This is a genomic window from Flavobacterium ustbae, from assembly GCF_003946915.1.
Classification (GTDB): domain Bacteria; phylum Bacteroidota; class Bacteroidia; order Flavobacteriales; family Flavobacteriaceae; genus Flavobacterium; species Flavobacterium ustbae.
Map to the genome: position 1 here is coordinate 730,240 of NZ_RPOC01000001.1, position 14,033 is coordinate 744,272.

The 14,033-nt window shown below is 34.4% G+C and carries 12 protein-coding genes; 9 read left to right on the forward strand and 3 right to left on the reverse strand.

The window, feature by feature from the left end; genetic code table 11:
• Positions 1–43 precede the first annotated feature (43 nt).
• From tssD to EG814_RS03150, 9 genes are all read left to right on the forward strand, one after another.
• Complete coding sequence (gene tssD, locus EG814_RS03115) at positions 44–436, forward strand: type VI secretion system tube protein TssD (RefSeq protein ID WP_125718786.1); 393 nt, start codon at positions 44–46, stop codon at positions 434–436.
• A gap of 21 nt (positions 437–457) precedes the next feature.
• A complete protein-coding gene (locus EG814_RS03120; RefSeq protein ID WP_125718788.1) occupies positions 458–2,308 on the forward strand; it encodes a type VI secretion system Vgr family protein in 1,851 nt (616 codons plus the stop codon).
• Positions 2,309–2,316: 8 nt separating this feature from the next.
• Positions 2,317–2,490, forward strand: coding sequence for a hypothetical protein (locus tag EG814_RS20945; protein ID WP_164515263.1), 174 nt, complete (start codon positions 2,317–2,319; stop codon positions 2,488–2,490).
• A gap of 79 nt (positions 2,491–2,569) precedes the next feature.
• The gene (locus EG814_RS03125) at positions 2,570–3,595 is read left to right on the forward strand and encodes a DUF2931 family protein (protein ID WP_164515264.1); all 1,026 of its coding nucleotides are present in this window, start codon (positions 2,570–2,572) and stop codon (positions 3,593–3,595) included.
• 5 nt (positions 3,596–3,600) lie between these two features.
• Positions 3,601–4,983: a T6SS phospholipase effector Tle1-like catalytic domain-containing protein gene (locus EG814_RS03130; protein ID WP_125718792.1), complete on the forward strand. Its 1,383-nt coding sequence runs from the start codon at positions 3,601–3,603 to the stop codon at positions 4,981–4,983.
• 76 nt (positions 4,984–5,059) lie between these two features.
• Positions 5,060–5,356, forward strand: a complete 297-nt coding sequence (locus tag EG814_RS03135) for a hypothetical protein (RefSeq protein ID WP_125718794.1) — start codon at positions 5,060–5,062, stop codon at positions 5,354–5,356.
• Positions 5,357–5,445: 89 nt separating this feature from the next.
• Complete coding sequence (locus EG814_RS03140) at positions 5,446–5,784, forward strand: hypothetical protein (RefSeq protein ID WP_125718796.1); 339 nt, start codon at positions 5,446–5,448, stop codon at positions 5,782–5,784.
• Between the two features lie 122 nt (positions 5,785–5,906).
• The gene (locus EG814_RS03145) at positions 5,907–6,236 is read left to right on the forward strand and encodes a hypothetical protein (RefSeq protein WP_125718798.1); all 330 of its coding nucleotides are present in this window, start codon (positions 5,907–5,909) and stop codon (positions 6,234–6,236) included.
• 180 nt (positions 6,237–6,416) lie between these two features.
• Entirely contained in the window at positions 6,417–6,971 is a 555-nt protein-coding gene (locus EG814_RS03150; protein WP_125718800.1) for a DUF5683 domain-containing protein, read from the forward strand.
• 73 nt (positions 6,972–7,044) lie between these two features.
• Here the strand turns inward: EG814_RS03150 and EG814_RS21145 are convergent, their stop codons facing one another.
• From EG814_RS21145 to EG814_RS03175, 3 genes are all read right to left on the reverse strand, one after another.
• Positions 7,045–10,158: an Ig-like domain-containing protein gene (locus EG814_RS21145; RefSeq protein ID WP_235830897.1), complete on the reverse strand. Its 3,114-nt coding sequence runs from the start codon at positions 10,156–10,158 to the stop codon at positions 7,045–7,047.
• 227 nt (positions 10,159–10,385) lie between these two features.
• A complete protein-coding gene (locus tag EG814_RS03170; RefSeq protein WP_125719103.1) occupies positions 10,386–12,533 on the reverse strand; it encodes a glycoside hydrolase family 97 protein in 2,148 nt (715 codons plus the stop codon).
• A gap of 82 nt (positions 12,534–12,615) precedes the next feature.
• A complete protein-coding gene (locus tag EG814_RS03175) occupies positions 12,616–13,998 on the reverse strand; it encodes an alpha-amylase family glycosyl hydrolase (protein ID WP_125718803.1) in 1,383 nt (460 codons plus the stop codon).
• Positions 13,999–14,033 lie beyond the last annotated feature (35 nt).

Consider the following 14,033-nt stretch of genomic DNA (forward strand, 5'->3'; position numbering starts at 1 on the left):
TTAAATTGTAAGAATTTTTATATACAAAATTAAACGCAATCATATGAGTTTTTTAGCAAAATTAGAGTTAGACAATGAAAAGTTTAATGTTTTAGAATTTGATATTACGTTCAACCAAGGAACTGATAACAACGGAAAGCCTGCCAATAAAACAAAAGGCGGGCAAATAAGACTAGTTGTAGAGAGCACAAGTACAGATTTGTTTTCAGACTGGATGGTTTCGCAAACCAGTATCAAAGACGGAAAAATTGTTTTTTACAGAAGAGACGCTATGAGTACAATGAAAAATGTCTCTTTTAAAAAAGCATATTGCATTTCATTTCATAAAAGTTTTCGAAGTGAAGGCACAATTCCGATGAGAACAGAGATTTTGATTACTTCTAATGAGATAAAAATCGGAAATACGGTATTTGAAAACAATTGGAGAAACGGATAATTGAAAATATAAAAACTAATTATGGCCTTACAAACAATAACCACGATAAAGATTGGAGAATTAATAATTACAAACTTCAGCCATTTAAAAGTAAATCAAAAAATTCATGACCATCATAGTTTCGCTCTCGAAGTTCGTCAGGATTTATTGGTTGAAGAACTTAGGAGTGTTATGCCTTTTTCGCAACAGCTGTTTGGTGAAAAAATCAGTATAGAGATAAAACCTGTTCCAAAATTGGAAGACCTGATTATTGCAAACAATCCCGAATATTACGTCATGCAGTTTTATGGTGTTGTGACTAAAGTAAAACTACTGAAATCGAGAACAAAAAATCAGGAAGAAACTATATTGATTCAGGGTAAAAGTACCTCAGTTATTTTAGATAATGGTCCAGAATCCAATTCTTTTACTAAAATGCCAATGGAAGATATTGTTAATAAAATAAAATCTGATTATGAAATAGATATAGATGTTAATCCTTTACACAAGGAAGTTTTAGCTTATACAGTGCAGTACAATGAAAGCGATTTTGATTTTTTAAATCGTTTAGCCATGCGAAATGGAGAATGGTTTTATTACACCGGACAAAAACTTGTATTTGGAAGTTCTGGCGGACCTAAAATGCCAAACTTGCTTTATGGTGTAAACATGCAGGATTTTAGATATGATATGAAAGTAATACCGTCGGCATTTAAAATTATAGAAAATGATAATCGAAAAGGAGAATATGCTACCGACGAAAGTTTAAACTACAGAAAAGAGATAGAGGGATTTCATCAAAATTTTATAAACAAATCAAATCAGGTCTTCAGTAAAAAAACAGTTCTTCAGCTTAACCAGAATGCAGCGGGAGGATATGGAAAAACAGAACTAGAAAAGTACTCTAAAAACAAAATGCGTTCTTCTATAAGCGGGATGTTGGAAATAAAAGCGTTAAGCGAAGTTCCGGGAGTAACATTGGGGAACGACGTTATTATAAAAGGAGTAGACAAACAGTTGGAAGGAAGCTATCGCGTAACTCAGATTACGCACACCTGTGACGATGGCGGAAGTTATGAAAATCACTTTACAGCAATCAACTTCAGCGGAGCGGTATTTTCGCCAAAAACGAATCCTGATCTGGTGCCTATCTGCAAAAGCCAGACCGCAATTGTAACAGAAAATGCCGACCCTGACGGATTAAGCGGCATAAAAATACAAATGCCATGGCAGAAAGACAAAGGCGAAACAACACCTTATGTGCCATTATTACAGAAATATGGAGGAGATGCCAGAGGCTCTCATATTATTCCAGAAGTTGGTGATACTGTTTTTGTAGATTTTCAGGGAGGTAACGCCGAATTGCCTATCGTAGTGGGTACTATGACCAGCAACAAAGAAAAAAGCGGTTACAGTACACCAAACAATGATTTGAAAGTATTAGAGACACGAAGCGGCAACCGAATTATTTCTGATGATGAAAAAGGGGATGTTACTATAGAAAGTAAAAAAGGACAGACCATAGCAGTGATTCATGGTGACGGAAACATTAGGTTTAAAGCACCAAAAAATATTGAGTTTGAAGCTGGTGAGGATTTTATTGTGAATGCGGGAAGAGATATTAAAATCGAAGCAAAAGAAGATATTGAGATTGAAGCAGGAAACAATATCACTCAAGAAGCTGAGAATGACATTTACATAGATGCAAAAGGAAATATTATGGAGCATTCAGATAATAGAACTGAAATTGCTGATAAAGAATTTAATAGAACCTCCGATATCTCCAATGAAGTTGCAGCAGAAGCTAGTTTATATAGTCATACAGAAAATATGACTATACAAAGTGGAAAACAAGTTTTTATTAATAGTTCAGAAAAATCAAATCTCTTTTAATTTTAGAAATGGCAATTACAAAACAGGCAAAAAATATTAAAATAAAAGTAATAGATACTTATCAATTAGTAGTTGGAGGCAAATTAGAAAAAAACGCTAACAAATTGAATTTGGAAGCTACAAAAGGTGATTTGAATTTAATAAGTGGAAAAAAAACAACGATTCACGGTGAAGAAAAATAATATGAAAAAATATAACATTTTATTATTCTCCATTATAGTGATAGTAGTAACTGTATTAACAATAACAGTAAGTTTAACAATGGAAAAAAAATATGAATGGTCTGCAGATATCTGTGCACCAAAAGAATATCCAATAGAAGTATTTACGGGAGCCGTAGGAGGTTATTTTTTTAGTCATATGGGGGGATTCTCTAATGGAGGCTGGGGAAGCGGAAATGGAGACAGTGATATAAAAGCCCCATTGCCTAGCAGAATGGACATGACTTGGTTATCGTATGTAGATAATAAATTTTATACAGGTGAATGGGAGCTTCCTAAAGAAAAAATACAACAGCTTTTTGATGAAGGATTTTATGGTGGGCCAGGTTTAGAAAAACAAACTTACAGTGTTATAAAAGTAGGCTTCGCTCCCAAAGGAATGGTGGTTGTATGGGTCATGGGAGTTGGACAACAAGTTGAAGTAGCCAGATTTCAGGCTCATGAAACTACTATTGATCCTAAAGTTATTACTGAAGAGGAAAAGTATATGTTTGAAAAAGATTACACGAAGGATATGTTAACGTACGATGGTACAATTTCTAAAGAACTTAGAGAACACATTACAAAATTTGGTTATCCTGCACCAGAAGTATATGAAGTGTACAGAGAAAAATATATCTGGAAACCTAAAGTAATCCTGCCAGAAGGTTGTAAAATAAATTCTCTATATATAAAAATGTGTAACGGAGAAAATGTTGATCCATACGATAGACCTTTAGAAATGAAAAACAGAGCTATACCTTTTATGTTTCAAATATACTGGTCAACAAAAATTGGAAAAAAAGAACAAAAATTTGTTTCAAGAATTGCTTTTACACGCGATCAGGAATATTGGGCAAAATTTCTTAAGCCAGATGGTGATGATGATATGCCAATTGATTTTGACAAAAATGAAATAAGAGCCTTATTTAAAAATCATATAGATAAAAATAAAGCTGCCGAGATAATTATAAAAATTGATCCAACTAAAAAAGAGGATAGTGAGTGGGTAACAGATTTTTATATTGAACAAGGTGAAAAAAAATATGATTTTAAACAGATTTGTCAGGATTCGGGAAAACTATAATAATTATGAGCATAGTATTTGGAGATTACATACCACCTAAAAAAGTAACAAAAACTAAAGATTTAACAATTGGCGTTTTTTTTGACGGCACCAATAACAATAAAAATAACACCAAGGCTAAAGAGTATTATAACAAACGTGCAAAAGGACGAAAATTAACACCCGAAGAAACTATTTCTGCAGAAGCTTATAAAAAACATGGACTTGATAAAGAGAGCAGTAGTTATTATAACGCCTGGTCTAATGTTGCGAGACTCAGTGATGCTTATCCCGAAAAAGATATGGTTTATGTCGATGGTATTGGTACAGAAAAAGAAAAATCAGATTCTGTTCTAGGAGCTGGTTTAGGTTCCTCTTTTGTTTTTGAAGGCACAGGGATTTTGGATAAAGTAAAAGAAGGTTGTAAAAAATTAGCTGAAACAGTTGGAACCAATAATAAAAAAGAAATAGATATACTTTACCTAGATGTGTTTGGTTTTAGTCGTGGTGCTGCGGCAGCGAGAGTATTCCTGGATGAAATTAGCCAAAAGGCATATCCATCATCGCTTAACCGAAAAAATAAGGGAGGTCATTTGGGTTATTTTTTAGCCAAAAATGATATAAAAGTAAATTTAATAAAAGTTCGTTTTTTAGGTCTTTTTGATACTGTTTCCTCTTATTCAACAATTATTGATGGAAAACCTAATTTTGACGATGACATTAAACAATTACCTTTAAATAATTTATCAAAAGCTACAACAGTGATGCATTTTATTGCCATGGATGAACATCGTAATAATTTTTCACTTACGAGTACGTCAGTTGGAAAGCAAAGAGAGTTTCCCGGTGTACATTCAGATATAGGGGGAAGTTATAATGATGGTATAGAAATAGTCAAAGTTATTGAGAAAAACTTTAAAGAAGTTTTAAACACACTTTCTGAGAAACTCATTAAGAAAGCATGGTTTTCAGAAGAGCAATTAAAGATCTCTATTTTTGGACCAAAGCATGAACTTAAAGGCACCCGAGAATTAAAAAATAGTTACAGCTTTATCCCGTTACATTTTATGGCAGAAGCCGCTATTGCTCAGGAAGTTCCTTTTAAAAAAGAAAAATTAGAGATCAAGAAATATAGTATCTCAAATGACGCATTACTTGTTAGAGTAAAAAAACGTTTGCACCAATATGTATTTGGTGATGCGAAACCTTACACTTTTAAATGGTATGGAGATATTCATGCAAAGTACAAAGGAGTTACATCTGGACATAAACATTTTGAATCTTATCAACAAGAATTACAAGAGCAAAAAGACTTGAGAGAACTTCGAAATAAATATTTGCACTGGTCGGCAGATAATGGCTCTATTGGTATGGAACCAACAAAGGATAGGAAACGTAAAATAGTTTAGAAAGATAAACATGAAAAAAATAAGAAAATTTAAAAAGATAATTTAAATTATAATCATTATTCCAATATTGTTTCTATTGATCAATAGAATGTTTGCTTTGTACTATGACAGAGATTATATGGAGATTGGACAAGGAATTAAATCAAGCAAATATGAAATGAAAAAAATTAACATTACAGGAAAACTCAGATCTATAAGCAGTAACGAGTTTAGTGTTCCAAAATATGACTCGAATGGAATTCGTGAGCTTATTGATAATAGTAATTTTTACGATGCACATATTTTTTTAGATACAATCCATTTGAATTTTATTGTAAACATAGATGAGTATATTTCAGCTTCTGAAAGAGGTGATAATTTTATTAGTTTCTGACAATTGATAAAGAAGGAAAAATAATAAAAAGAGTAGTAATTGATAGTGCAAATTACGTATTAAAAAATTGTATTCTATTGAAGAATAGAATGGATGATATTAAAGATTTGGATAATGCTTCACAATTTATTTATATGAAGCATTACTTAAAAAGAGGCTATTCTCCTTGTTTTATTCCTCCAATGACCCTAGGAATTTCTAATATAAATAATTATTGCAAAACTTGGAGTGGAATCGCCTATTTTGACCTTACTACTAAAGGTGAAAAGTTTAGATTCAAATTTTCAAATGAATTAACAGATTTTTTCTTTGCCAATACATTTGATTTTAATTTTGGATTTTATGAAGTTCCAAATAAATATTCACGAAGCTTAGATGTATGTTTTTTTATAAATAATGATAATATATACATAATTAAGAAAGCATAATTTCTATGAAAGAATACTATTATTTTTTAGAAATTATTTAGTAACCCAATCCTTATTAATAATTTTGTTTTGGTATGAACAACAATTTCGATTTTTAAAATGTAATTAAATTTAGATTCATAATGGAAGAGAAACGCACACAGATTGACGATATTTTAATTATTCAGCAAGGAGATGATGTTTTGGAATTTATTAATTCAATAAATAATGCTTCGCTACATATTTATAATGCAGGGGTTTTATATTCTGATCCTTTTGGTAATTCTATGATAAGTTATCGAGCTGCAATAGTTAAAAATGAGAAAGTCTATAGCTTTAAACAGAGGGGTGATATAATTGATGACCATGACGGAATCACAATATTTTTGCCTAATGAAGAAATTCTAGAAATTGCTAATAAAACTTTTTACAAAGATGGACAAGCTCATAGTATTGACTTTAAAAATTTGTAAAATTTGATGTCTTTTAAAGCGTCAAGTTGTTTGAAGAGTAAAATTTTATCATGAACGAATTGTTTTTTAATACTTCGTGAATTCGTGGCTAAAAAAATTTAAGTTTTATTTATATTTCATTTAAGAAAAATCTTAGAACTAAAAAGTTTTCTTTGGATCAAAATTTTCAAAGCCACTTTTATGTCTTACAGACTTCTTTTCGCATTTTTATTATTTGGAATAACTACACTATCAGCTCAGAAAACAGACAAAATAATTGTTACGGATTCTTTAAAATCAGTTGAGATTGACCCGCTTCGTCCCGCGAACGCCGCTTTTTATTCGGCTGTTTTGCCAGGTTTAGGGCAGATTTACAATAAAAAATACTGGAAACTTCCGTTGGTGTATGGCGCAATTGGTACCAGTACTTATTTTTATATCGATAATCAGAAAAAATACAATTTGTATAGAGATGAGTATAAAAATAGGCTAGAAGGTAAGACGAGTGATTCTGATTATATGGCGAGATTAAGCGAAAGCCAATTAATTACGGCGCAAAAGGAGTTCCAAAGATACAGAGATTTGTCTGCTTTGTTTATTGTTGGGTTCTATGTTTTAAATATTATTGATGCAAATATCGATGCCGCATTATCACAATTTAATGTTGATGAAAGATTAGCATTTAAACCCGCAGTTATAAAAAATGATATAAGAGCAACAAATGATTTTGGATTTGCTCTGAATTATACGTTTTAAAAAATAGCCACGAATTCACGAATTTTCACAAAGTTTGTAGAAAATTAATTCGTGAATTCGTGGCAAAAAAATATTATTTCACAATCAGTTTTTTAGTTACATTAAAATCTTTGGAAACAATATTTACAATATAAATTCCTGTAGATAAATGATGATTAACTTGTCCTGAAGAAGAAAGTCTTTGGTTTAAAAGTGTTCTTCCGTTTAAATCGGAAACGAAAATTTCAGCATCTCCGCTTGTCAATTCGGGCATTAGAATACGAAATTCATTTTCAGTAGAAGGATTTGGGTAAATGCCAATTACAGGTTCAGTTGCAGGAGCTTCTTCAACGTTTAATGCCATTTTTGATGTTCCAACAGTTGTAGGTTCCAATTGCCATTGCGCGCTATACCAGCCATCTTGCGAATTTCCGTATTGTGCAGAACCCGTTTGGTTTTCAACATGAATAATATTTCCAGACTGCCATCTGTTTCTCAATCTTGTCCAAGTTCCGTCAATATAATCGCTTGACCATTGCGCACTCCAGAAAGTAGTATCTGTAATATTACATTGTACAGATCCTGTTTGTCCTTCGATATTCATTAATTCGCCAGTTGCTACATTTTTCAATACAAAATAAGTAGCATCAATTGCGATTTTCTGCCATTTGTAATTGTTGCCAGAAATGGTTGTTCCGTAGCCTACGTTTGTTCCTGCGTCAGACAAATAAGCACCTGTCCATCTATTTTTTATAGTATAATAATTTCCTCCACCAGAAGGTGTGGTAACCGATACTAAGCAAGTACTTGTTTTACTTCCGTCAACAGTTGTTACGGTAATCGTAGCTGTTCCATTCGCGACAGCGGTAATTAAACCTGAAGCATTTACAGTGGCTACAGCAGTATTATTAGAGTTATACGTTACTGATTTATTAGTTGCGTTTGAAGGAAGTACAGTAGGAGTAAGTTGTTGCGTTCCACCAACATTTAAAGATGCAGAAGATGGACTCAAACTTACACTTGTAACCGCTACACCAGTTCCGGGATTAGAATCGTACCAAGCGCCATTCATATACCAGCCTGTTTTGTTTCGGCTTAAATCGGCAGTTTGGTTGGTTCCGTCGTTGAAGATTAAATTAGTTGAGGTAACATTGGTAAAGGTATAACTGTACCACCCATTTCCAGAATTAGTCATATTTACGCCAGGCCAAGAAGCATCTGCTAAAACTCCTGTTGGTAAAGCACTCCAATAATAAATTTTAATTCCAGTTCCCCAGTTTGACGGTTTATAGAAATAAAGAGTAAAATTAGTATTCGGGTTTACAGTAATTGTTGTCGTTGCTGTTTTATTTCCGTCTTGTGTAGTTGCTGTAATAGTTGCTGTTCCCGCAGAAACTGCCGATACCAAACCAGAACTGTTTACGTTTGCAACAGCAATATTGTTCGATGACCAAGTGATATTTTTATTCGTTGCATTTGTTGGCGAAACAGTCGCTGTAAGTTGTTGTGTATTTCCAGCATACAGACTTGCTGATGTTGGAGAAACCGCCACAGAAGAAACAGGAATTGTAGCAACTGTTATAGCTGAGGTTGCAGTTTTATTTCCGTCAACTGTTTTTACGGTTATAGTTGCTGTTCCAGCCGCTACTCCCGTAACCAAACCAGAAGCATTTACAGTGGCAACAGCTGTATTGCTCGATGTCCAAGTTATGTTTTTATTTGTTGCATTTGCAGGAGCAATTGTCGCGTTTAATTGTTGTGTGGTTCCTAAACCAACTGTAACCGTAGTTGGACTAATAGAAACTCCTGTAACGGCTACCACTGGAGCATTGGTATTGGTTAAAACCAAATATTCGTAAGCAGCAAAATTTCGTGTAGAACCTGCTGTTAAAGTTACTGATGCATTATTGTTATACGGATTTACATAAGTTCCTGCTAAAGCTGCCGGAATTACATAAGACTTTGAAGCATTTCGCAAATTCGACATTACGATTACTTTTTCGGTACCTAATGTTTTAGTAAAAATACTGATGTCGTCATTCGCATAAGTCGTTAAATCACCACGTCTGATGGCAGCACTTGAAGTTCTAAAATTTAAAATTTTAGCAAAATCAGCTGCAGCAGTTGGGTTTTGTGACCAATTGAATTTGAAATTCTGCCAAGGCCAGTCAGTTTTGGGTTCGTAGTCAATTTCTTGTCCGCTCATCAAGAAAGGAACTCCTCTCATATAAGCCGAAACTAGAAAGTTGGCTACAATTCCGTTATGGTTTTTAAATGGTATGATTGGTCTTCTCACGCCATCATCATTCGTATAAGTATCATGATTACCCGTGTATCTAACGATTTGCTGATTTCCTGTTGCTTTAGCATACTCATAAGTGGTTTGATCTTGAAGTCTTTGAGAAACAGGTCCACCGTTAGCTACATCATATAAACCACTGTGAAACCATCTATCGCCATAATTCATATCAAAACCAACCTGAAAGTTCTCTTGTCTATCTCCTTCGGCTAACATTAATAAATTATGAGAAGTTATGCCTCGAAGATTTGAATTGACTTCTGACCAAAAATCCAAAGGAGGATTATTGGCATAATCGCAACGATAACCGTCAATATTGGCAGCGAAAATCCAGTAGCGCATGGCATCTTTTATGGCATTTCTAGTCGCAGAATTGTTAAGATCTAATGCCGCAATATCAGAGAAGTTTCCTAATTGCTGAATCGTTGTACCGCTTCGCTTATAATATTCAGGATGCGAAACCGTCCAGCCATGATCCCAGGAAGTTCCGTTGATGGCAATGTCTAGAATAACGGCCATTCCGCGGCTGTGAGCGCCGTCAACTAAAGTTCTTAAATCTGCCAGAGAACCATATTCTGATCCAACAGCTTTAAAATCTTTGATGCAATAAGGCGAAGGAGAACTTCGAGAATCGGTTCCGTGGGGGAAAATCGGCATTAAATAAATTACATTGGTGCCGAGTGCTTTTATATTGTCTAATCGGGCGGTTACTCCGGCTAAATTTCCGTTGGCACTAAACGGACGAATGTGCACTTGATACATATTGATATCGCGCGTGTCGGGAACTCCTGCAAATGGTGTTCCGTACTGAGGCGGATCTTGTGCATAAACGGAACTTGCAAATAATAACAGAAAACAAATTAGTGTTTTCGTAAAATGAAATAACTTAGGGGTAATGTTGATTTTCATAATAATAGTTTTTTGCATGCTTGTCGGCATCTTAACTAAAATTCATTTTCACTCGCATTGTATTTAAATTCGACAAACATTTTGTGGTTAACAGTATTCAATAGTAAGTTTTAATTTTTGCTCATAAATGAGCATAGTTTTTCCGCCACGAATTCACGAATTAAGTATTCATGTAAAAATCTTAATTTGAAAATTCGTGAATTCGTGGCTAAAAAAAACTCGTTAATCTATAATTTTTTCAATCCTTTCAAATCTGAAGCAGTTCCTTCTTTGATGCTGATGGCAACACCACCTCCCGGAGCTAAATACTGCTTCAATTTGCTTTTTGAGTTTACAACAACTTTAGTAACCGTATATTTCTGCGGATTTTGTTTCCAATCTGCTTCTTTCGCATCGGCGTAAATAGTAGCAACGAAACTTTTTCCTGCAGGTAAATAATCAAAAGAAATGTTGGCTGTTCTTGAATTTTCGTCTGTAATTCCGCCAATAAACCATTCGTTTTTACCTTTTGCTTTTCTGGCAATTGTAACATAATCTCCAGGTTCTGCTTCCAGAATATAACTGTTATCCCAATCTACAGCCACATCTTTGATGAACTGAAAAGCATCTGGAAAACGCTCGTAATTTCCTGGAATGTCTGCTGCCATTTGCAACGGAGAATACATCGTAACATAATAAGCCAATTGTTTTACTAAAGTCGTATTTACTCGTTGTGAACTTCCTGTTCCGTAATACGAAAGATCGGTCTGAAAAATTCCCGGTGTATAATCCATTGGACCTCCCATTAAACGGGTAAAAGGCAAAATTGTAGTGTGATCTGGAGCTAATCCTCCCATAGATTCAAACTCGGTACCGCGCGCTGATTCCTGAGCAATCCAGTTTGGAAAAGTTCGGTGCAATCCCGTTGGGCGAACGGCTTCATGGCTGTTAATCATAATTTTATAATCGGCAGCACGTCTCGCAACGTTAATGTAATGATTGACCATCCACTGCCCGTCATGATGTTCGCCACGCGGAATAATCTGTCCTACGTAACCTGTTTTTACGGCATCATAACCGTTGTCATTCATAAATTGAAAAGCACGATCCAAACGACGTTCGTAGTTTGTGGCCGATCCTGAAGTTTCGTGGTGCATAATAATTTTTACGCCTTTTGAAGCCGCATAAGCATGAACCGCTTTTACATCAAAATCTGGATAAGGAGTTACGAAATCGAAAACCTCTTCTTTCCAATTTCCAATCCAATCTTCCCAGCCAATGTTCCAGCCTTCGATCAAAATCGCATCAAAACCATTTTTAGAAGCAAAATCAATGTATTCTTTAGCGCGTTCGGTTGTTGCTCCGTGTTTTCCATTTGGAGTCAATTTGGTAAAATCGTCCGTCAATTTTACGTTGTTTTCTTTTCCAAAAGCCCACGTACTTCTTCCGGCAACGAAATATTCCCACCAAATTCCGATGTATTTTACTGGTTTAATCCAAGAAACATCTTTATATGAAGTTGGATCATTCAGATTCAAAATTAATTTTGAAGCCAAAATATCAGTTGCTTTATCGCTAACGACAATCGTTCTCCATGGAGTTTGCGCATCAGTCTGCATATAACCTTTGTTTCCAACAGCATCAGGTGCTAAATGGCTTACCATTTTATTGGTTTTAGCATCAACTTCCAGATACATTGCCGGATAATTGATTAATCCTGCCTCGTGAATATTGAGGTACAACCCATCATCAGATTTCATCATCGACGGCGTTTGTACAGAAAGTTCTTTTATGGGTTGTTGTGCATTGATTTCGATTGTTGCTTTTTTCATCAACGAAGGAATTTCTGAAATCTTCGAAGTGGTATAAGCATATTCGTTGGTATCATAATCTCCCGGAATCCAGAAAATTTTATGATTTCCAGCCAAATTAAATTCAGTACGCTCTTCTTTAATTACAAAATAATTCAGGTCATTTTGTTTTGGAAATTCATATCTAAATCCCAATCCGTCGTTGAATAAACGAAAACGAAGACGTATAAATCTATTGTTGTTTTTCGCTTGCGCTAAAATGACAACCAATTCGTTGTAATGATTGCGAATTGTTTTTTCTTCTCCTAAAACTGGATTCCAATTTTCATCAACAGAATTTTGAGCCGTATTTGTGATGGAAAAACCATCCATAAACGAAGCATTGTTTTTTAGTTCTAAACCTAAATTACTAGGTTTAATAACTGCTTTTTGTTTGTATGAAAGCTGATAGGACGGAATTCCGCCTTCTTTTAATTCAAATTTTAAGGAAAGATTTTTGTCTGGCGAAGTTATTTCTTGTGCCTGAAGTAAAAATGTACTTAGGAAGATAAAAAATAAAAACGCTGTTTTTTTGCTCAAACGCATTTGAAGCAATGATTCTTGGGATTGAAAATTCATGTTTATTTAGTTTTGTGCAAATTTAAGTCTTAAAGTTGCTTTACGTATGTTAATTTTTCAATACTAAATATTGAAAAGGCTGTAAGGTTACATCTGATCCAAGTGTAACGGAAGCTCCGGTATAAGCATCTTTCCAATTTCCTTTTAAGGTATTTGGAATAAGCTGTTTTACAGTTGAGTTAGTCAAATTAGAAAGAACAAATACTTTTTCAGCATCTTTAATCATGGTAAAGGCACTAACGGCATCACTGCTGTAACCTGTAAATTCTCCATTTTTAAGAGCGTTGCTGGTATTTCTAAAAGCAATGATTTTTTTGTATTCAGCCAACATTTCAGTATCTGCCGTTGACCAGTCGATTGGTGTTCTGGCGAAGTAATTTAATCTTTTGTTGTACCCAATTTCCTGACCGTTGTAAATCATCGGAATTGATTTTAAATACGCTGCCACAACAAATGTTGCAATAGATCCTTTTTTGCCTCCAAAAAGTTCCAAAGGTGTTCCATCAGAAAGGTTTACGTCGTGGTTGCTGGTGTATCGTACCACTTTGTTTGATGGATCATAAACGTTTGCATATTCAGTTGTATTCGAATTCTGAATCGTTGTTGCCGATTTGTTTTCTTTGAATAATTGTTCGATGGTATAAAAGAAATTAAATCCAAAAATATAATCGAAACCAGAAGCAAAATGATTGTATTTTGAACCTTCAGCCAACATTAAAATCTCTTGATTCTTTTTGATTTTTCTCAGTTTTGAAATGGCATCTGCCCAGAAATTATTTGGAACAAAATCAGCATAATCACATCTAAAACCATCAATATTGGCATTGTAAACCCAGTAGGACATAGCATCAATCATAGCATCTTTCATTTCCTGATTATTGAAATTTAATTGCGCTACGTCATTATAATTGGTTCCTGGCGGAATAATAATATTTCCGCTTGCATCCTGCTGATACCAATTTTTATGCTGCGTAATCCAAGCATTATCCCACGCAGTATGATTGGCAACCCAGTCCAAAACCACTGCCATGTTTTTTTTGTGTGCTTCTTCAACCAAAGTCTGAAGATCTTGTAAAGTTCCAAAATCAGGATTTACCGCTTTGTAATCTTTAACAGCGTATGGAGAACCCAATTCGCCAGTTGCTCTTTCTTTTCCAACAGGGTAAATTGGCATTAAATAAATCACATTGGCACCCAATTCCTGAATTTGAGTTAATCGATCCTGAACGCCTTTTAAATTTCCAGCCTGACTAAAAGCACGAATATTGACTTGATAAATTATGGCGTCTTCTTTTTTGGGCATTTTTTCAAACGGAGCGCCATATTGGGTGTACGGAGAATCAGGAGTTTTAGCGTCGTTGTCAGATGAACTGCACGAAACAAAAGCTAAAGCAAGCAAAAATCCGTAAACGATTTTTATATTAAATTTCATAATGATTATTTTTTTGAGTTTTGAAGGTGAAAAGC

Bases quoted from the DNA above. Each gene is read 5' to 3' on its own strand.
- tssD (WP_125718786.1), top strand. From the start codon at position 44: ATGAGTTTTTTAGCAAAATTAGAGTTAGACAATGAAAAGTTTAATGTT.
- EG814_RS03120 (WP_125718788.1), top strand. From the start codon at position 458: ATGGCCTTACAAACAATAACCACGATAAAGATTGGAGAATTAATAATT.
- EG814_RS20945 (WP_164515263.1), top strand. From the start codon at position 2,317: ATGGCAATTACAAAACAGGCAAAAAATATTAAAATAAAAGTAATAGAT.
- EG814_RS03125 (WP_164515264.1), top strand. From the start codon at position 2,570: ATGGAAAAAAAATATGAATGGTCTGCAGATATCTGTGCACCAAAAGAA.
- EG814_RS03130 (WP_125718792.1), top strand. From the start codon at position 3,601: ATGAGCATAGTATTTGGAGATTACATACCACCTAAAAAAGTAACAAAA.
- EG814_RS03140 (WP_125718796.1), top strand. From the start codon at position 5,446: ATGGATGATATTAAAGATTTGGATAATGCTTCACAATTTATTTATATG.
- EG814_RS03145 (WP_125718798.1), top strand. From the start codon at position 5,907: ATGGAAGAGAAACGCACACAGATTGACGATATTTTAATTATTCAGCAA.
- EG814_RS03150 (WP_125718800.1), top strand. From the start codon at position 6,417: ATGTCTTACAGACTTCTTTTCGCATTTTTATTATTTGGAATAACTACA.
- EG814_RS21145 (WP_235830897.1), bottom strand. From the start codon at position 10,158: ATGAAAATCAACATTACCCCTAAGTTATTTCATTTTACGAAAACACTA.
- EG814_RS03170 (WP_125719103.1), bottom strand. From the start codon at position 12,533: ATGCGTTTGAGCAAAAAAACAGCGTTTTTATTTTTTATCTTCCTAAGT.
- EG814_RS03175 (WP_125718803.1), bottom strand. From the start codon at position 13,998: ATGAAATTTAATATAAAAATCGTTTACGGATTTTTGCTTGCTTTAGCT.